The 19,250-nt window shown below is 60.3% G+C and carries 14 protein-coding genes and 1 tRNA gene; 6 read left to right on the top strand and 9 right to left on the bottom strand.

The features are described from left to right. Window positions 1-25 precede the first annotated feature (25 nt). Window positions 26-1,120, top strand: coding sequence for a D-alanine--D-alanine ligase (ddlA, locus tag C9990_RS27735; RefSeq protein WP_106805232.1), 1,095 nt, complete (start codon window positions 26-28; stop codon window positions 1,118-1,120). Between the two features lie 21 nt (window positions 1,121-1,141). Here ddlA and pgeF read toward each other — a convergent pair whose 3' ends face one another. After that, window positions 1,142-1,864: a peptidoglycan editing factor PgeF gene (pgeF, locus tag C9990_RS27730; RefSeq protein WP_106805231.1), complete on the bottom strand. Its 723-nt coding sequence runs from the start codon at window positions 1,862-1,864 to the stop codon at window positions 1,142-1,144. A 22-nt stretch (window positions 1,865-1,886) separates the two neighbouring features. Continuing rightward, window positions 1,887-3,716, bottom strand: a complete 1,830-nt coding sequence (ggt, locus tag C9990_RS27725) for a gamma-glutamyltransferase (protein ID WP_106805230.1) — start codon at window positions 3,714-3,716, stop codon at window positions 1,887-1,889. Window positions 3,717-3,952: 236 nt separating this feature from the next. Here ggt and C9990_RS27720 point away from each other — a divergent pair, with 236 nt between their 5' ends. Continuing rightward, complete coding sequence (locus C9990_RS27720; RefSeq protein WP_106805229.1) at window positions 3,953-8,290, top strand: AvrE-family type 3 secretion system effector; 4,338 nt, start codon at window positions 3,953-3,955, stop codon at window positions 8,288-8,290. A 52-nt stretch (window positions 8,291-8,342) separates the two neighbouring features. On the opposite strand, the gene C9990_RS27715 is transcribed toward C9990_RS27720, so the two are convergent. The 3 genes from C9990_RS27715 to C9990_RS27705 all read right to left on the bottom strand — a co-directional run bounded on the left by C9990_RS27715 (window position 8,343) and on the right by C9990_RS27705 (window position 11,257). Next, complete coding sequence (locus tag C9990_RS27715; RefSeq protein WP_106805228.1) at window positions 8,343-9,122, bottom strand: PhzF family phenazine biosynthesis protein; 780 nt, start codon at window positions 9,120-9,122, stop codon at window positions 8,343-8,345. A 96-nt stretch (window positions 9,123-9,218) separates the two neighbouring features. After that, entirely contained in the window at window positions 9,219-10,052 is an 834-nt protein-coding gene (locus tag C9990_RS27710) for an EamA family transporter (RefSeq protein ID WP_106805227.1), read from the bottom strand. A 257-nt stretch (window positions 10,053-10,309) separates the two neighbouring features. Further along, window positions 10,310-11,257 carry a helix-turn-helix transcriptional regulator gene (locus C9990_RS27705; protein WP_106805226.1) on the bottom strand — a complete coding sequence of 316 codons (948 nt, stop codon included), beginning with the start codon at window positions 11,255-11,257 and terminating at the stop codon, window positions 10,310-10,312. A gap of 160 nt (window positions 11,258-11,417) precedes the next feature. Here C9990_RS27705 and C9990_RS27700 point away from each other — a divergent pair, with 160 nt between their 5' ends. The 3 genes from C9990_RS27700 to C9990_RS27690 are packed head-to-tail and all read left to right on the top strand — an operon-like array spanning window position 11,418 to window position 13,975. Continuing rightward, a complete protein-coding gene (locus C9990_RS27700) occupies window positions 11,418-11,846 on the top strand; it encodes a hypothetical protein (RefSeq protein WP_106805225.1) in 429 nt (142 codons plus the stop codon). Between the two features lie 3 nt (window positions 11,847-11,849). After that, the gene (locus C9990_RS27695; RefSeq protein ID WP_256595139.1) at window positions 11,850-13,322 is read left to right on the top strand and encodes a M48 family metallopeptidase; all 1,473 of its coding nucleotides are present in this window, start codon (window positions 11,850-11,852) and stop codon (window positions 13,320-13,322) included. Beyond that, a complete protein-coding gene (locus C9990_RS27690; RefSeq protein WP_106805223.1) occupies window positions 13,319-13,975 on the top strand; it encodes a hypothetical protein in 657 nt (218 codons plus the stop codon). Before C9990_RS27695 ends, C9990_RS27690 begins: the two co-directional genes overlap by 4 nt. 75 nt (window positions 13,976-14,050) lie before the next feature. On the opposite strand, the gene C9990_RS27685 is transcribed toward C9990_RS27690, so the two are convergent. The 3 genes from C9990_RS27685 to C9990_RS27675 form a co-directional block, all read right to left on the bottom strand. Continuing rightward, window positions 14,051-15,103 (bottom strand): DUF1176 domain-containing protein, encoded by a 1,053-nt coding sequence (locus C9990_RS27685; RefSeq protein ID WP_106805222.1) that lies wholly within the window; start codon window positions 15,101-15,103, stop codon window positions 14,051-14,053. Between the two features lie 416 nt (window positions 15,104-15,519). Next, window positions 15,520-16,872: a PBS lyase gene (locus C9990_RS27680; protein WP_177410358.1), complete on the bottom strand. Its 1,353-nt coding sequence runs from the start codon at window positions 16,870-16,872 to the stop codon at window positions 15,520-15,522. 217 nt (window positions 16,873-17,089) lie between these two features. Next, window positions 17,090-17,166 (bottom strand) — tRNA-Met (locus tag C9990_RS27675). Between the two features lie 271 nt (window positions 17,167-17,437). Here C9990_RS27675 and C9990_RS27670 point away from each other — a divergent pair. After that, a complete protein-coding gene (locus C9990_RS27670; RefSeq protein ID WP_065900456.1) occupies window positions 17,438-18,634 on the top strand; it encodes an MFS transporter in 1,197 nt (398 codons plus the stop codon). Between the two features lie 43 nt (window positions 18,635-18,677). Here C9990_RS27670 and C9990_RS27665 read toward each other — a convergent pair whose 3' ends face one another. After that, complete coding sequence (locus C9990_RS27665; protein ID WP_065900458.1) at window positions 18,678-19,229, bottom strand: RNA polymerase sigma factor; 552 nt, start codon at window positions 19,227-19,229, stop codon at window positions 18,678-18,680. Window positions 19,230-19,250: the final 21 nt, after the last annotated feature.

Below are 19,250 nucleotides of genomic sequence, written 5' to 3'. Positions count from 1 at the left end.
TTACTTTCAACAGTGAGGCCGGTTCATGAGCAAGGTGCGCGTAGGTATTATTTTCGGGGGGCGTTCGGCCGAGCACGAGGTCTCGTTGCAGTCGGCGCGCAACATCGTCGATGCGCTTGACCGCACGCGTTTCGAGCCGGTCCTGATCGGCATCGACAAGGCCGGCCACTGGCACCTCAACGACACCTCGAACTTCCTGATCAACCAGGAAAACCCGGCCCTCATCGCGCTCAACCAGTCCAACCGCGAACTGGCGGTGGTGCCCGGCAAGGCCAGCCAGCAAGTGGTGGAAACCTCCGGCAGCAGCCTGCTCGAACACATTGATGTGATCTTCCCCATCGTCCACGGCACTCTCGGCGAAGACGGTTGCCTGCAAGGCCTGCTGCGCATGGCCGACCTGCCTTTTGTTGGGTCCGACGTGCTCGGCTCGGCGGTGTGCATGGACAAGGACATCAGCAAGCGCCTGCTGCGCGACGCCGGCATTGCCGTCACCCCGTTCATTACCCTGACCCGTCGCAACGCCGCGCACACCGCATTTGATGCCGCCGTGCGCAAGCTCGGCCTGCCGATGTTCGTCAAGCCTGCCAACCAGGGTTCCTCGGTGGGCGTGAGCAAGGTCGGCAATGAAGCCGAGTACCACGCCGCCGTCGAGCTGGCGTTGGGGTTTGACGAGAAAGTCCTGGTGGAGTCGGCCGTCCAGGGGCGCGAGATCGAATGCGCCGTGCTCGGCAACGACAACCCCATCGCCAGCGGCTGCGGCGAGATTGTGGTGAGCAACGGTTTCTATTCCTACGACAGCAAATACATCGACGCCCAGGCCGCTCAAGTGGTGGTGCCGGCGGACATCAGCCACGACGCCAGCGAGCGTATCCGCCGCCTGGCCATCGACGCCTTCGAAGTGTTGGGGTGCGCCGGGTTGGCCCGCGTCGACGTGTTCCTCACTGAAGACGGTGAGGTGCTGATCAACGAAATCAACTCGCTGCCGGGTTTCACCCGCATCAGCATGTACCCCAAGCTGTGGCAGGCGGCGGGGATGAGCTACAGCGAGTTGGTGAGCCGCTTGATCGAGCTGGCGCTGGAGCGGCATGCAGCGCGCAAGGGGCTGAAGATCAATCGTTGAGCGCCGCGGGCTATCAGGTGGTCAGGGGCGGCGCGCGATCCACGAATAGATCAAGGTCTTCGCCTCCTCCGGGTGATGTGTCCTTCTGCGGTAGCTGGCAAACGTCGGCGACGTGCAGTAAGTGCACACCTCGCTGACCTCGATCTGCTCGCGCTCGACCCCCGCCGCCTGCAGCAACATCAGCGCATACCTGCTCAAGTCAAACCAAGCGCTGTCGCCTTGCCTTGCGGCGGGCGGGGCAATTTCGGGTGTCTGCCGCGGTGCCGGTTGCACGCTGCTCCACGGTGCCTGGCGGTGCTGCCACAGGTGTCCTTGCTCCGCCTGGAACTGGGCGATAAACCCTTCGCTCACCTCATAACAACACGGCTTGATCGACGGCCCGATTGCCACCTGCAGTTGATCGGCCGCGATCCCCTCGGCGGCAAAGCGCTGCACCGCGTTGGCGATAATCCCGCGTTGCAGGCCTTTCCAGCCGCCATGCACTGCCGCTACCTGCTGAGCGTCTTTGGAGGCGAACAGAATGGGCAGGCAGTCGGCGGTGATCACCGCGATGGGCTGGTGCGTGTGGGTAAACACAGCGTCAGCCTCGATGGTATTGGCCACCTGGCCCGGCTGCCACTCAATCACCGAGGCGCTGTGCACCTGCTTGCAGATGAACACCTCGTCCGGGCGCGCCGGGTCATTGATCGCACAGAAACCGTGGTCGACGCCGGCAATGGCGCCGAGATTGTTTGCCTGTTGCAAGGGCTGTTCTCCGCTCAATAAATCAGTCGCCGACCGCTTCGCCTTCGCGCCGAGGGTCGGCGCCGCCGCTCAGCGACACCTTACCCTGGGCGTCGCGCGTGCGAACGATGGCCTGGATGCCGCTGGTCATGTCGATCTCGCTCAATGCATGGCCCTTGTCCTTCAGCGCTTGTTTCAACGCCGGGCTGAACAGTCCTTGTTCGAGTTCGGTGGCGCCATTGCGACTGCCGAAATTCGGCAGGCTGATGGCCGCCTGCGGGTCGAGTTTCCAGTCGAGCATCGCCACCAGGGATTTACTCACGTACTCAATGATCTGTGAGCCGCCGGGCGAGCCGACGGCGGCCAGCAACTCGCCGCTCTTGCGATCAAATACCAGCGTCGGGGCCATGGCCGAGCGTGGGCGTTTGCCCGGCTCGACACGGTTGGCCACCGGCTGGCCGTGTTCTTCGGGGATAAACGAGAAATCGGTCATCTGGTTGTTGAGCAAAAAGCCCTGGACCATCAGATGCGAACCGAACGCCGCCTCGACGGTGGTCGTCATCGACACGGCGCCACCCAGGTCATCCACCGCCACCACTTGCGACGTGGAGATGCGCAGCGGCGAGCGGTCCGGCGCGTAGGCGACCTGGATGCCGGCAGGCGTGCCGGGTTTGGCGATGCCCATGCTGCGTTCGCCGATCAATGCTGCGCGTTTGGCCAGGTAGTCCGGTGCGACAAGACCGGCCACCGGCACCGGTACAAAGTCGGCGTCGGCGACGTACAAACCACGGTCTGCGAAGGCCAGGCGACCCGCCTCGGCAATCAGGTGCACGGCTTCGGGCGTTGGCTCGAGGCCTGCGGGCGAGGTGCTTTTCACCGGCGTCATGGGTGCGATGGCCAGGCCCGGATCGCGGGCTTCGAGTGCCTGCAATGTACCGAGGATTTGCGCGATGGCGATCCCGCCCGATGACGGTGGTGGCATGCCACACACGGTCCACTGTTTGTAGTCGCTGCACAGGGGCGTGCGCTCCTTGGCGGTATAGCCCTCAAGGTCTGCCACCGACAGGCTGCCGGCATTGCGATTGCCCTGGACCTTGCGCGCGATCTCATCGGCAATCGGCCCGTGGTACAGCGCGTCCGGGCCCTCCTTGGCGATGCGCTTGAAGACGTTGGCCAGCGCCGGGTTTTTCAACAGCGTACCGGTGGCCTTGGGCGTGCCATCGGCATTCAGAAAGTACGCGGCCATTTCCGGCGACCGGGGGATATGACGGTCGGCCGCGATCAACGCGTGCAAGCGCGGGGAAATCGCGAAGCCCTGTTCCGACAAGCGGATCGCCGGCTCGAACAGCTTGGCCCACGGCAGGTGCCCGGTCTTTTTGTGCGCCATCTCCAGTGCCCGCAGTACCCCCGGCGTGCCCACCGAGCGCCCGCCGATTTGCGCCGCGGTGAAGGTCATCGGCGTACCGTCCGCTTTCAGGAACAGCCGCTCGGTCGCCCCGGCCGGTGCCGTTTCACGACCGTCATACGCGTGCACCTTGTCTCCGTCCCACACCATGATGAACGCCCCGCCGCCAATACCAGAGGACTGCGGCTCCACCAGCGTCAGCACTGCCTGCATCGCAATGGCCGCATCGATGGCCGAACCACCCTGGCGCAACATCTCCCGCCCGGCTTGCGCCGCCAGCGGGTTGGCGGCTGCCGCCATATGGCGTTCGGCGTGTTGGGGGGTGAGGTCGGTGCGGTAGCCCGAGCCCAACTCCGGTGCCGGCGGTTGCTCGCTGACGGGGGTGTGACAGGCCGCCAGGACGAGGGCGGCGGCAATCACTGACAGTTGACGGCGGGAAATCAAAAACACGCGCTGAACTCCGTTCATTTTGAGAATGATCTGGTTTTCCTGTGGGGGGACTTTACCGCAGCGGTGAGTTGGAGGCGTGCTGGATTGACTGAAAATTCTGAAGAGCCCGCTCGTTGCCGGTGTGTCACCGGATGTCTTTATCTCGGCCTGCACGGGAGTTGAATGTGTTCCTCATGAGGGTGCTGCTGTCGTTGGAACCAATGGTTGAAGGTGTCCACTAGGTAGTCGTCACTCATCCGCTTGAGGCGCTCGTTATGCATCGTGGGTTAGACGGTCTGCTCAGGCTGCACCAGAGCGTTGTCGAGCGCTCAGTAAGGTCGATTGGAGAAGCGCCGCCAGGCCCGAGCCCGACCTCACTGCCGGAAATGCAGGGGGGTCATTATCAAACGCTGAACCCGGCCTCGATGGTGTTCGACGTCAGCATCAAAGGCGGGCAACTCCAGGCTGACAGTACAGCCACAGGCCGCGATGTCGCCCGTCATCTCAACGCGCCAGGCAAACGCTATACCGCCGATGGCTACTCTGCTGAGCGCGGCAATACGGTGCGTTTCAAAGATGAGCGACAGTACCTGTTTCATATTCAGTCCACGCCGGCTGTCGCAGCGGTGTTCAAGAGCAGTCTTGCCGATCCGGCCGGCGGTGCAGGCTCGGTAGCGTCCTTGAGTAACCCCGGCCGAGCGCATCTGGCAAGCGTCAGCGGGATCCACACGACTGTCGAGGGCAAGCAGTTTCGCCTGGATAACGAGCGTCTTTATCGCTTTGAACCGATCACGCTGTCCTGGCTGCCCGACGCCGATGCACGTGCATACAGCCGCATTGGTTTGACCCGGGAAGGGCAGTTGCTGAAGACACCCCAGGGATCTCTGGACAGCAGTGCGCAGCGCCAGGGTTCGGTGGTATTGAGCCAGGTCCAAGGCGTCTCTGCCCTGCACATTCAGGGCACCGGCGCGCCGGCTGTGCGTCCGTTCGATGAGGCCGGCGTGCCTGTGCCGCTCGCGCGAATCGGGCTGGCCGGTAGTACCCTGTATGGCGCGACGCCTGACGGCGAACTGCTGCGCGCAGATGTGCGTCAGGACAGGGGCGGCGTGCTGCCGATGGCGCGTCAATCGGTCGAAGCACTGGAGCAGGCGCTGAAGGGCAGTGTCAGAGTCGAAGGTTTCTTTCATGATGATGCAGGGCAACTCAATGCCCAGGTTCGCGATGCGCGCGAGCAACTGCATAGTTCGCCCTTGAATGAATCAAGCGCATTGCGCCCGCACTGGAACCTCAGTGACGTGTTGGTCAAGGGCATCGAGAAAGGTCTGCCCTTGCCCAGCCAGCAGGCACTCGCGGCCTCGATCGATCTCGGGCTGCGGGGCAAGGTCGCACTTGATTCAGGCCGGCTGTTGAGCTGGAACGCGGGTGCACAGCAATGGGATAACGCCCGGCAGCCGGGCGTCGAGCGTCTGGAGCGTGGCCTGGATGGCCGTGCCTATGTGCTGCAAGAGGGGCAACTGAAAGCTGTGGCGATCCAGAAAGTGCGTGATCCGGTTTTCGAGGGCGCCAGCCACGACTTGGCCGCTCTTCCCAAGCCCCGTCCTCACGTGTCACTTGATGAGGTACTCGCTGGAAAAAGTCAGAGACCCATCGCCCACTTTGCAGTCGCTGATGGCCGTCATTTCGTAACGGCCAATCAAGACAGCGAACTCCAGGTTCATCAGGAGGGTGTCGTCACCCCATTACGGCTGTCACCGCCGCTTGCGATAAAAGCACTGGCGCTGGATCACGAAGGGCATCTCTACGCACACAGCCAGGGTGACGAGTTGTTCAGGGTTGATCGCGAGGTTTGGCAAGGCAGCGCCAGGGGCCCGCATCGCTGGGCCAGGGTTGAACTGCCCGAGGGCCGCCCCTTGGAATCCTTGCGGATGGGGGCTGACAAACACTTGGTTGCCGGCTGGGATAAGCAGTTCCATCGATTGGATCGCTCGGGCCCAGAGTCAATGAAGGGGGGGCCGTTGCTACCGGTGGCAGCGGTACCGTTGCTGGGCGATACATTGGCGAGTGCTCAAATGCGCGCGCAGTTTCCAGGCGGGGCATTGACGGCCAGCAGTCATGTGATGGGGCAAACCCGTGAGGGGATTTCGCACAAGCGCAGTTTTTTTCAAGGGATCAAGGCGCACTTTCACCCTTTGGAGTCCCTCAGCCAGACAGGCAAGGATATTCAGCACCGTATCAGCGGCCGTCGCGGGCTGGAGGCCGTCTACGCTGACGATAAGCAACTGCACGAGCGGCTCAAGCCCCTGTCGAAGAGCAAGCCGGTTGCAGCTGACCTGAGCGCGCGCCTCGTTGCGCTCAGCGTACCCGGCCCGCGCCAGGCGTTGGCCAACCAGATCAGCCAGGCGTTGGCCCGTGTGGAAGCGAGCAGCCAGGCCAGCGCACGCCTTTTAGGCGATGTGCATGGGCTGGCGTTTGACTCGCGGCCCACACTGAGCCGGACAGTGGTCAACCCGGAATCGACGCTGCATCAACTGCATCAGGCGTTCATACGGGTCTCACCCTCATCGGAAAAAACCACCGCTGCGCTACTGGCCAATCTCGAGGGGCAAGACTTGACGTTGCCCCAGTGGAAACCGGAGCGTAAGCGAGACCTCACTCACCCTGGCGCCCTCGTCGAAGGCGACCTGATTCATCACGTCAACACGCTGAGGAAACTGACTGATCTGGCGGAGGAACTCGATAGCGTTTCCGGATACAGCCCAAGCGCCCTGAAGCGCATAGAAGGCTCCGTGAGCGCGGTAATCAAGGATTTTGACCAGAGCCCGTTGCATCAATTGTCACGTCAGAACGTCGTCAGTTACGCGCAGGCAGAGACCCTCTACGACAACTTCAAATTATTGGCCAAGGACCTGGGTACACCGGGATCCGCCTTGCATTGGCACCTCTCGACGCTGCTCGGATTGCCCGTCGATGCTTCCCTCAAGGACGCACTGACGCAGCAAGTGCAACGACTGGAGAGTGGTCAAACCCTTGGCTCCAGCCGCACCCAGGGCAAAAGCCTGGGCTTGATGGTGACGGGGATAAAACCCGTCGCCCCCGTGGAATTTTTCCTGGGCGCCTCCAAGTCCCATACCAACGGCGTCAGCATCAGTCGCACGGATAAAGGCGCCAGGGTCGAGATCTCGATGGACGACACACGGCGGTTGGCCGCTTCGGTGGCTTCAGGGGTGACGGTGGGGCGGGGCACCCAAGCGTACGGGCCGGGTTTGAGAGTCGCGGGGGAATTGACGGCAGCGGTTGCGAAAAACACCGGTTCGAGCATCAGTTTTGACGTGAAGGAGGCGGACTTCGGCAAGTTGATGTCGATCCTCACCCACCCATCGGGTGGTCTCCAAGATTTGCTGGCGCTGGGAGAGCAGCACGCTGCCGGGCACAGCTCCAAGCTGAGTGGTGACGTTAACCTGGATGGACTCGCGCAGCTGCGTGTGCTCTACAACCCCCAGGAGAATATTGCCGAGCTGGACTCAGTGATACGCGCAGGTATCGGCGGGCTGGCGAACCTCAATCTTGCGCATGCGGACAAGAGTCAGTCCACTACGCGCACGGCGGCGGGCACCAGTCACGCCGAGGGACGCAGCGCACAATGGCTGAGGCAGGGTGGCGTGGGTGCCAACGTTGCGCCTTTGAATGCGCTGGCGTTGGGCAGGGTTGAAACTGGCGGGCCAGCTGCTGCCGTTTTTGCGTTGCCGGAAATATCGGTCATGGTGAAATTTGATCGGAGCCAATCACAGGCATTCAGTTTCTCTTTCAAGCCGCCACACGCGGTGACTCAATCGCAGATCAATGACCTGCGACGCAGCCTTTCGCTGTATTCGCCGCAATTCAGACAGGACTTGGCCGCTACGGAACGGCCGGGGGCCACGACGGATGAACAGTTGGCCAGCTTGCAGGGGTTTCTGGCGACTCATCCGCCCCTGGCGACCAAGGCGGACGCCTACCACGCGATTGGCCAGTCGTTGGATAAATTAATGACCCAACGGGACCTGATGAAAAGCGGGCTTCGCCAGCTGGTATCGGTGGAGTCTTCCGTCACACGTGTGGGCTTGCGGGACAACGGGCAGCATGCCTGGTTGGATGATGTCGCGCCGGCCAACAAAACGGCCATCGAACAGTGGGCCAGGGACGACCCGCACTTTGCCCAGGTGCTCGATCAGCTGCAGCATGGGGAGGGCACTTCAGTGCGACTCGGCATGGAGCTGAAGCCGCAGGTGCTGCGCGCGATCGAGCACAGCCACCTTGCGGGTAAAGGCACCGAGGCGTTGATCAAGCACGCACTCAATGACCGCAACAACCTACGCGTAAAAAGTATGAGCATGAGCTACACCGCCACCCAATCCCATAGCATGTCGCTACCGGCGATGACGAACCTCAGCTTTTCCAGCAGCGCTGCGCTCAGCCACACGCAAAAACACGTCAACGTCGATCTGGAGTACGGCGTGAATCCGGATAAACCCTTGAAGATGAACCTCAACGATACGTTGAGCCGCTTGCCCCGACACGATCTGACCCTTGATTTGGCCAGCCAGCGCATCAGGACGCCGCAGGCCGTGAGGTAAACGAGGCGCAAGCCCTCAAGCAATGCCGGCTTGCGCCATGCCCCGTGCTTTTCTACAGGTAAAGAGTGCCCTGCATATACAGCGCGGCCTTGCCGGAAATAATCACTCGGTCACCCTTGAGCTCGCAACGCAATTGGCCGCGACGCTTGCCACCCTGTTCGGCGGTGAGTTGCTGTTTGCCCAGGCGCTCGGCCCAGAGCGGCGCCAGCGAGGTGTGCGCGGAGCCGGTGACCGGGTCTTCATTGATGCCCACGTTCGGGCCGAACCAGCGCGAGACAAAGTCAAACCGGGTGCTTCGGGCCGTCACCGCGATGCCGCGTTTGGGCAGGCCCTTGAGGCGTGCGAAGTCTGGTGTGAGCGCGGCGACCTGGGCCTCATCGTCGACCACGACGAGGTAGTCATCGGTGCCGAATACTTGCGCGTTCTCGATCCCCAATGCACTCAACATCCCGCTGGGCGGTTCGCAGCGCTGCGGCTGCTTGGCCGGGAAGTCCATCGCCAGTTCGTCGCCATTGCGCGTTACCCGAAGCTCGCCGCTGCGGGTGGCAAAGCGCAGCACGTCAGGCGCATTCCCCAATTGATGGATCAGCACCCACGCCGCCGCCAACGTGGCATGACCGCAGAGGTCGACTTCGACTTCCGGGGTCAGCCAGCGCAACTCGTAGAACTCGCCCCGGGGCACGAAGAACGCCGTCTCGGACAGGTTGTTTTCGGCGGCGATGTTGTGCAGTTGCTCATCGGGCAGCCATTCGGTGAGCGGGCAGACGGCCGCCGGGTTGCCGCCGAAGACGTGCTGGCTGAAGGCGTCGACTTGGTAGATATCCAGTTTCATCCGGGGCACTCCGTGTGTGGGGAGGCTGGACACTAACAGTGGCTCAGGAGAGCGTCAAAATACAGATGCGCAGTTTTTTTGCGCGCATGCACCCGTTCAGCCCAGGCGCAAGACCATTGCGCCGGCGGCAATGATGCACGCGGCGACGATGCGCACTCGCGTGAGATGTTCCTTGAGCACCCACGCCGAGATCACCACGCCAAACAGGATCGAGGTTTCCCGCAGCGCCGATACAGTGGCGATGGGGGCTTGCGTCATCGCCCACAGAGCCAGCCCGTAGGACGCCAGCGTGCCGGCTCCGCCGACAAGGCCGAGTCGCCCATTGCGCAGGACGTAGCGGCAAAACTCCACCCGCCGGGTGACTAACGCCCAGGCGGCAAGCGGGAGGCCGGTGAGCAGGAAAATCCACAGTGTGTAGGCCGCTGGCGCACCGGACTGACGCACACCCCAGCCATCGATGAGCGTGTAGCCGGCGATCACGCCGGCGTTGATCAGTGCCAGGATCAGGCCTTTTCTCTGCCCGGCCGAAGGGCCGGCAGCCATGCTCAAGATGCCAAGGGAAATCACCGCAATCCCGAGCCAGGCAGACGCCGATAATGGCTCGGCCAACACCAACACGCTGACCACGGCCACCAGCAGCGGCGCGGTGCCACGCATGATCGGGTAGGTCTGGCTCATGTCGGCGATGCGATAAGTCGAGGCGACCAGTACGAAATACACCACCTGCAAAACCACCGAGGCACCAATGAACGGCCAACTCTCCTTCGCCGGCAGCGCCAGGAAGGGGACGACAGCCAACGCAATCAACGACGCGACGGACGCGATCATGCAGGTGGTCATCAGTTTGTCTGTGCCGCCTTTGACCACCGCATTCCAGGTGGCGTGGAGCGCCGCGCCGAGCATGATGATCGCGAAGACGTCGAGGCTCATGAGTTGCGGCTTGTGTTATCAAGCATTGCCATCGCCATGTGGGCTCTCCCGTTTGCTTGTCAGTAGGTCACCTTTCGGTAAGCCGTTTTTAGTACTGGGTGGCTACACGGTGAGTTGAATTCAACACTCAATGCTGGCGCGGATCGTGCGCGCCGGCCATTTGACCCCGAGTCGTGAGTTTGGTCTGGGTCTGGCCAGGTTGCCAGTGGAAACCACTGCGAAACTCTGGGAACCCCATCAGATCCTGTTGCTTTTTTCTAGCGTTCGGCGCCTGGTGGGTGACCAAAGTAGGCCTTGTATGCATGGTTGAAGTTTGCGGGATTGGCATAGCCCAGACGGTAGGCAATTTGCGCCACCTGCCACCTGCGCTGGCGAAGCAAGTCGCGAGCAAGTTCCATGCGTTGCTGACGCACATAATCCAGCATCGACTGGCCGTAGATTTGACTGAACGCCCTGCGCAACGTGGTTTCCCCCACCCCCAGGCTCCGGGCCAGCGCTTGAGTACCGGGAGGGTCAATGAGGTTTGCATCAAGTTGAAAACGCGCCTCATGAGCCAGGTCTGATTGACCGCGCACGGCAGGCAGCGGCTTGGCCGAATGGGGAGCAAGGTGCGTGGCCAACTCTATCAGTGCTGCCAGACTCAGGCTTTCCTGATTGAGGCGCTCCAGAGCCCCGCGGTACGGAGAGTAGTAAATGCGCTCCAGCAAACGCCCCAACGCAGGACAGCCGCGAAGCGCCGAAAACTGAATGCCGTCGTTAAGTAGACTGAGTAAGGGCTGGAGTGATGAGTCTTCCTCGGACAGCTCGCGCAAATAATCGCCGGCGATACGCAGTCCGGCCATACGCGCATGACTGCCAGCGGGCAGTTGATCGACGGTCTCCATACTTTCACTCAGCCCCAGCGCATGGACTGTACCAGTGGTGTATTCATTGAGCACACCGTCGACCCGATGCTGCCACTGTCCGCCGAGCACATGCACGATGCACACACTGTCGGGCAATATCTTGTGGATAGTCAGCGGCTCGGGGAACTGCAAATCACAGTCGAAATACTGCAGATCTGCCCGCACTGTTCGTGCCCGGTAGTGGCCGACGGCAGAGCCAACAACCTGACGAGCGCTGTCGTCGAATACGCCGGCTTGATCCAGAGCGCCCGGGTGATCGAAAGAAAAGTGCGTATCAAGATAAGGATTCTGGCGTTTCATCGAGAAGGGCTTGATCACTTCCTTGCATGTCCGCCGCATTGTACCCCGTCAGGTGTCGTTGTGAACCGCAGCCTTATAGTTGTGCGCAACGGCCTGCACGGTTGGCAGATCGCTGAGGGTGAATTTCAATGGTTGGCCATGAAATTCAAGGAATCTGAGTATGCTGATTTTTCGCAAATGGGCTGCCGTGCTAAGCATGGTATTGGCCGTCATGACGGGCAATACCTTCGCTCAAGATCGCCCAGACGTAGCAGATAAGGTCGCTGCGTATTCGGGTGAGGCCGGGGTGAAAGTCTGGACACTGCGTATCGGGGCGCGTGAAGAAAATCAGGCACTGGTGCAGGTGGAAGGGGCTGACCACGACTGGAATCTGAAAATTCAAAAGATGTCTGTCGAGAAGACCAGCAAGGACACGCGCTATTACACCACGGTAGACGGTCAGAAGTTCGTCGTACTGATTCTGCAAAATGGCTGGGGAGAACTGTACTTGCCAGGCGAAGCAAAAGCGCTGGCCGTCGCCTATAACGAAGCCCTGGCGAGTCAGGGCAATGCGCAAGCGTTTCTCACTGACTATCTCCAGGCGAACTGAGCAATGAGTCTGTTGAGACGATGGTCATGGGGCCTGGCGATGTTGTTGCTGCCGCTGGTACTGATGGGTTGGAGCAGCATTCAAAGCTGGCGGGCCGACAGCACGCTGGAAGAAGCGCAAGTGATGCGCCAATGGCTCGCCAGCCCGAGCGATGAATTGAGGCAGAAACTGCCGCAACAATGGCGCACAACGCCGGCGCTCTCGGACGACAGCCTGCGCGACTACCTGCAGCGTGAGGTCAGTCGGGCCGATGCTGACCAGGGTTCGGTGCACATGCGCCAGGTCTTGGCGTTTCTTGGTTACTGGCTGGCAGTCGCGGCCGTGCTGGCAGGCTCCGCTACCTGGGTGAAACTGCGCCTGGATGCCTGGCGCGCGCTGCGCTCGCGGGACTTTCTTTATGATCGCCTGGTCCTGAGTTGGCGTGCGCTGGGACGGTGGCTGGTGGTCTACACCGGGTTGATTGTGGGGTCGTTGGCAATGGCCCTGCTGTATGAAGTCAGCTGGGGCTGGAGCAACCGCCAGAACAGCGGCATGGTGATACTGCTGGTCGTTGTGCCCTTGCTGGTGATGCTGTACCTGGGCGTGCTATTGATCGGGCGCCTGCGTCGGCAATGGCAGGATATGGAAACGCCGCAATCCGGGTTTCTGGGGCGTTCAATCAGCCGGGCCAGCGCCCCGGCCTTATGGGCATGGATCGAAAAACTGGCAGCCGTCACCCGCGCGCCTGTGCCAGACCACATCGTGATTGGGGTCGACCAATCGTTTTTCGTCACCAGCGTCCAGGTGGCCCTGCAACCCTCTGGGCAACTGTTGACGGGCCGTACGATGTATCTGCCGCTGACTTTCCTGTCGACCTTGAGCCAGGAAGAAGCAGCCTCGATTATCGGCCATGAGCTTGGCCACTTCAGCAGCCGCGACACTGAGCGTGGCAGTGAAGCTGGGGCGCGGTTCAGCCTGATGTACATGCATTTCCTGAACATCAGTGCGGTGGATGACATGCCGTCCTGGATCGAACGTCCGGCGATCTGGATGACGTGGCGCTTTTTGCATCACTTCCAGATTGCCGTGCACCACTGGAGCCGTGCGCAAGAACTGGTGGCGGATAAGGTCGGCGCGCAAATTGCCGGTGAGCGACTCTTTTGCCAGGCGCTGCTGCGCGTCATCGCCCTTGATGCCGAAGTCAACAAACTGCTTGGCCAGCGTACCCACAGCAACTTGATCCAGGCGTTAGCAGAACACCTTCGCCAGGCTCCGGTGATCTTGAGCGAGGCGGTGATGGATCACGCGATCGCTCATCCGTTCGATACCCATCCCCCCACTGCCGTGCGCCTGCAGCAACTGGGTGTGGTTCTCGACGACCAGTTGCTGGCCCAGGCAACACGGACGCCCACCGCGCACGACCGGCAGTGGTTCAGTCAACTCACTCATGATCCGCAGTCGGCTGAAGATGCCAACAAGAATGGAGTACCGGTATGAACCACCCTGATGATCCACTGGCCAGCCTGGCCCAATCCCTCACTGAGGATTTTAATCAGCACACTGGCGATCAGGTGCAGGCAGCCATCCAGGAACGCGAGGAGTGGTTGGCCGAGGTTCCCGCAGTCACCGAACTGGCGTACCCACGCAAGGTGCGCCGCACCCTGTTGCTCTTTTCAGTGTTTGCTTTCGTGATGGCTGGCGGGAGTGCGTGGGATGGCAAAAACGCGTTTATGGGAGGCATTTTTGCAATCGTGGCGTTGGTCTTGCTCAGCGGGGTGTGGCTGCACCGTCGGGCCGGCGAAGAAATCCTGATGCGCCTGACCCATAGCCACTTATGGTTTCGCAACCTTGATGCAGACATCGATCTGCTGGATATCGGCGATATCCACATCAAGCAGGGCCGAGTAAAGCTATGGATCACGCTGACATTGCGCGAGGGCGCCCCGCTGCCCGCCTGCAAAAACGCCGCGGGCCCACTGATGCCTCACGTCAAGATCAAGCGCTCCCGGGAGCCACAGATATGCCTGACGCTGTTCGGCCTGCAACTGAACGGTAAAGTCCTCACTGGCGAACAAGTGCTGGAGATGCTGGACACCTACTGCAACGCGGCGCGTGTAGAAGGTGAGTTGCGGGCGTTGAAGGCTTCCTGAAGGGGGAAGGGGCTACACCTGTGTGTGACGAGGGAGCTCGCTTCCTCGCCACACACATTGATGTATTCGACAGTTTCAGCGGCTTGCCTCGGTACGCCACAGCACAGGCCAATAAATCTGCTCCAGCCCCATGCAGGTGTTCATTTCAGCCGCATGCGTCAGCGTGAAACCGTTACCGTCGTAGCGCCAGCGCAGCGAAGTACCACAACCGCCCATGCCCATCGCCATTGCCTGGCTGCTCAGTTCACCCGTGGCCGGATCAAAATCGACGAGGCCGTTGGGCTCTCTTTCCGACAGATTTGGCACTTCGGCGACCCGCGCTGGGCGCGCCTGCTCAGGGTGGTCCAGGGGCGCCTGGTAGATATTGTAGAAACAGTTGTATGCCCCACAGCCGGTCTCGATGATCACCAGCGCTTGATCTGCACTCAAGGCATAGGCGTTTGCTTTTGGCGCAACGCCTTCATTCAGATCCTCCTGCCACTCCTTGCGCGTGGCAGCCACCACTGCATCCGCGACCTCTTTTGCCCTGTCCGGGGTAAGCGCAACGGGTGCATGCCAACTCGGCCCCGGCGGTGCAGCAAGTGCTTGCGGCACGCTGCTGGCGGGCGCCTGTCCCTTGGAAATCAGTGCGTCCTGTGTGCCAACCCGCCCCTGAACCGAGTCGATCAGCAAAAGCGCCGCGCTCATCCCGTTTAGCGAGGCGACGGAGGTACCGCCCTCAATGGGCAAAATCAACTCCCGCCCGTTGCGCAACTCTGCAATCAAGGCGTCGGCATTTGATCCGGTCAGAGCAAACACCTCAGATACCTCACCTTCTTTGCGTTCGCCAGGCTCGAATCGATTTTTCAGCGGTTTGCCATCGAGTGTGGGTTGACCACGGGTGGCGTTGTAGCTGAACACGCCTACCCGCAAGTTGCCCTGCGGGCCGGCTTCACGCGTTACACGCAGGCTGAACGTCGAGATGCCGATATCGTCGCGCTCCGGGACGGCACCGATAGCCGTGCAGGTACGCGTGTTATCACAGCCGATAACCCAGTCCTTGATAGAACGCTCCAAAGGGACATCATCGGCGGCGTTCGCACTGGTAACTGCAGCAGCCATCAGGAATATGAGAGGGAGTCGGGTCATCAAACAGGTGCCTGTAGACTGGAAAAACTCTATTAGGGCAGGGTTCTTCGCGAATACCTATTGCATGGCCGTTACACACAACAGAAATATCGCCTGGAACAATCGGCACGGTCTTCCAGCCAGCGGATAGGCACGCTGCGACGCTCTGTCCCGACGGTTCCGGTTGCAGAAGCTGTGCTCGCATCGCGACCGGGATCTCTTAGAGGGTGAGCGATGGCTTTTGGCTGCCGTTCGACAATGAGCGCTGCCGGCCAAAAGCAGTTCCTTGAGAGGTTGGCCACCCGATAACCCTGTTAACAACTATCAAGATTGGCGGGCGCCGGGCGACTCTGTGACGGAGATCACTGTGATAGATGGCAACCAGGTGGGTATCAAGTCACGAGTTAAGCGGTAATACGCCGTTTACACCCCAGTCATCAAACTATGCGGGCAACAATATCGCTGCGGATGAGGCCTCCTGCGGCCAAGCCCTGAAGCTTTTTCACCAGCAATCCTCGCTCAATTTTCGGCGTTACCGGGTCGACAATCTGATATTGACGATCGCACCATTGCTCAATTTGACGAAGCCAGAAAACGTTCACAACGGGCTCTGTGTCGAGCCGTTCCAACAGATATGCCACCTGTTGCCATCTCGGCTTTAATTGAAGTATCGCTTGGCGGCGGGCTGTCGACAGTTCATGCCAGTCTTGATCTAACTTTGCGCCCACTCCCGCACTCACGGAACTCCATGGTTGTTTGTCTAGCGCCGTCACCGCAGCGCGAAACACTTTGTCCGACGGATCATCAAGCGCCTCAAACAGTTCGGGCAATTGGTCATCCCCGAGCAGGCGCACAGCCGCATGCCGTACGGTGGAATAACTGGAACGTAGCGCTTGTGTCAGCCATCGTTCGTCGAGGTCGGCGTTAAGCTCTGCTGCCAGGCCAAGAACACCGAGCCAATCACGTTTCCCTGTGGGCAGATCCTGGTTCACCCGTTCTGATAGCACCGCCAGTGTGTCGATGTTATTACGGGGTGCCTCAAAGCGTGCCAGGCTACGGATCGAGGGCGATGCATCCAGCAAGGCCTGGCGTAAAAGCTGCCTTGGATTGTCGAGCAATGGGAGCAGCGCGCGTAGTACGCAGACCCGCACTTTGGCTCCTGGCTGCGACAAGGCTTCAAGCAGCAATGGCGAAGCTTGCGCAACTCGCAGCTCCTGGCATGCAGGCACGGCTGCTAGCCTTACGGTCAGCTCACGATGAGCCAGGGCGCTACGGAGAAGGGCTTCTGGAGCGGTATTTTTTTCCAGCAAAAGCGCAAACATATACCGCGCAGCTTTTCCTTGCCGGGTAAGGAAATTTGCGTAGACCTCATCTTGGATTTCGGGCGACTGTAGTACATCGCGTACGGATTTTAACGTGGGGCCATGATCGGCTCTCTGCCGCGCAGCCAGCGCCATAAGAGGCTCCAGCGCAAATAACAACGCTTGAGTCTGGGAGGTCGACAGATAGTGATTCATGCCGACTAACGCCAAATCCCGAATCTGCGGAACCCAATCATTCAGCCGATTTATCAAAGCCACTAACGCTTCCGGAGACGGGTGGCTGCACAATTCCCTGACTGCGACTTCTCGAATGAAACCGTTGTAGTGGGTGCTGAGTTCTACCCAGGTCTCTTTGCTCTTGGCATTTTTGAGTAGTTCCAAGGCTTCGTTGCGTCGATGTTCAGACCATGAGGAAGCAGGTACTGGTTTGTTCCTCAGTCTATCTAGCCACTTCTCTATGGAGGTCATGCTTCAACCTTTTCTATACGCTTACGCGGGCGTTTTGACAGATGGTAACCGTACGAGGTGGTGGACTTGTCCCCTCGGTTTAATTATTTGTGGGGGATACACCGGGGGATGGTATAGGGGGGATGCAAGGAGAGATAGCCAGACACAAGAAAGCCCGCACGAGGCGGGCTTCTTGAGGTGGTTTAGAGACTCATGTAGACATCTGTAAACCGGTACTTGGTGGCTACACAGGGACTTGAACCCCGGACCCCAGCATTATGAATGCTATGCTCTAACCAACTGAGCTATGTAGCCAAGTGGCGCGCATTATTCGCGTAGAACGACAATGCGTCAAGCGTTTATTTTGAATTTTTATCTACGCTTTCAACTGTTTAACCTGAATGGGCGGATCTGGCGACGAGTGGTGCGCCAATTCGCGGTGGCGTGCAGTGCATCCTTCGCGCTGACGACTGTCAGGGGTCGCGCAGTCGTTAGCGTGCTAACGGGATAGCCTTCCCACCGGCAAAAGTGGCACATTGTCGCACCTGCACCTGTGCACTTCCCCCTGCGGTACGGAAACCTTCCCATGGCTTTGAACACCCCCACGACCACCGGACAGACCAGCCCGCTGGTGATGCGCATCATCGGCGCGGTGGCGCTGGCCCATTTGATCAACGACCTGATCCAGTCGGTGCTGCCGTCTATTTATCCGATGCTCAAGGCCAGCTACGGCCTGACATTCACCCAGGTCGGGCTGATTACCCTGACCTTCCAGCTCACCGCATCGTTGTTGCAACCGTGGGTGGGCTATTACACCGACCGGCATCCGCAGCCGTTTCTATTGCCATGCGGGATGATCTGCACTCTGGTGGGCATTCTGATGATGTCCCAGGTGGGCAGTTTCCCGCTGATATTGCTGGCGGCCGGCCTGATCGGTATCGGCTCCTCGACCTTTCACCCGGAAGCCTCCCGTGTGGCGCGGTTGGCTTCGGGCGGGCGCTATGGCCTGGCGCAGTCGACGTTCCAGGTTGGCGGGAATGCCGGTTCTGCATTCGGCCCGTTGCTGGCGGCAGCGATCATCATTCCTTTCGGGCAAGGCAATGTGGCGTGGTTCGGCCTGTTCGCAATTTTTGCGCTGGTGGTGCTGTATGCCATCAGCCGTTGGTACCGCAACCACCTCAATCTGTTCAAGCTCAAGGCCGGCCAGGCGGCCACTCATGGCCTGTCGAAAAAGCGCGTCATGAGCGCGTTGGTGGTGCTGGGCCTGCTGGTGTTTTCCAAGTATTTCTACATGGCCAGCATCACCAGTTACTTCACCTTTTACCTGATCGAAAAGTTCGACCTGTCGGTCGCCAGCTCGCAGTTGCATCTGTTCCTGTTTCTCGGTGCAGTGGCGGCGGGGACGTTCTTTGGCGGGCCGATTGGCGACAAGATCGGCCGTAAGGCGGTGATCTGGTTTTCGATCCTTGGCGCGGCGCCCTTTACCTTGTTGATGCCTCACGTGGACTTGTTCTGGACCAGCGTGCTCAGTGTGATCATCGGCTTCGTGCTGGCCTCGGCATTCTCGGCCATCGTGGTCTATGCGCAGGAGTTGGTGCCGGGCAATGTGGGGATGATTGCGGGGGTGTTCTTCGGGCTGATGTTCGGCTTCGGTGGGATCGGCGCGGCGCTGCTCGGGCACTTGGCAGACATTCATGGTATCGAGTACGTGTACACGCTGTGCTCGTTCTTGCCGTTGTTCGGGCTGCTGGCGATCTTCCTGCCGCGTACCCGCAAGTCCTGAGGGCGTTGGGCAGATATCCCTGCCGCCCAACACCAGGCTTGTGCTACGGGTAGGTCGAATTGCGGGTGACGCGTTTGAGTTGTTCGCGTGCCCGCGACAGGCGTGAGCGAACGGTACCGATCGGAATGTCCAGCACGTCGGCAGTGTCCTGGTAGCTGCCGTCGGTTTCCAGCGAGGCGTACAGCGTTTTACGCATTTCGGGCGGCAGGTGGTCAATCGCGCTCAGGGTATTTTCCAGGCGGCGGTTGACCTCGAACTCCCAATCCAGACTGTTGTTTTCTTCCTGGCCATGCCACAGCGACTCATCGAATTCGCAATGCACAGGCTTGGCATACATGCGCCGAAAGTGATTGCGGATCAGGTTCTGCGCGATGCCGCACATCCAGGTGCTGAGGGTTGCCGTGCCGCTGAACCGTTCGCGATTGCGCCAGGCCTCAAGGTAGGTCAATTGCAGAAGGTCGTCCGCATCTTCCGGATTGAGCACACGCTTGTGAATGAAACGCCGGAGTTTTTTTTGCTGGTCGTCGGTCAGGTGGAGCATGAATTGAGGCGAGCTGCCAACGAGATGAGCTAAAGCATCAATAGGGATATTCATGATGTTTTCCTTTGGGTAGAC

The sequence above is a fragment of the Pseudomonas sp. S5D5 genome (assembly GCF_003013355.1).
Classification (GTDB): Bacteria; Pseudomonadota; Gammaproteobacteria; order Pseudomonadales; family Pseudomonadaceae; genus Aquipseudomonas; species Aquipseudomonas aylmerensis.
This window is presented reverse-complemented; position numbering and strand designations above follow the sequence as displayed.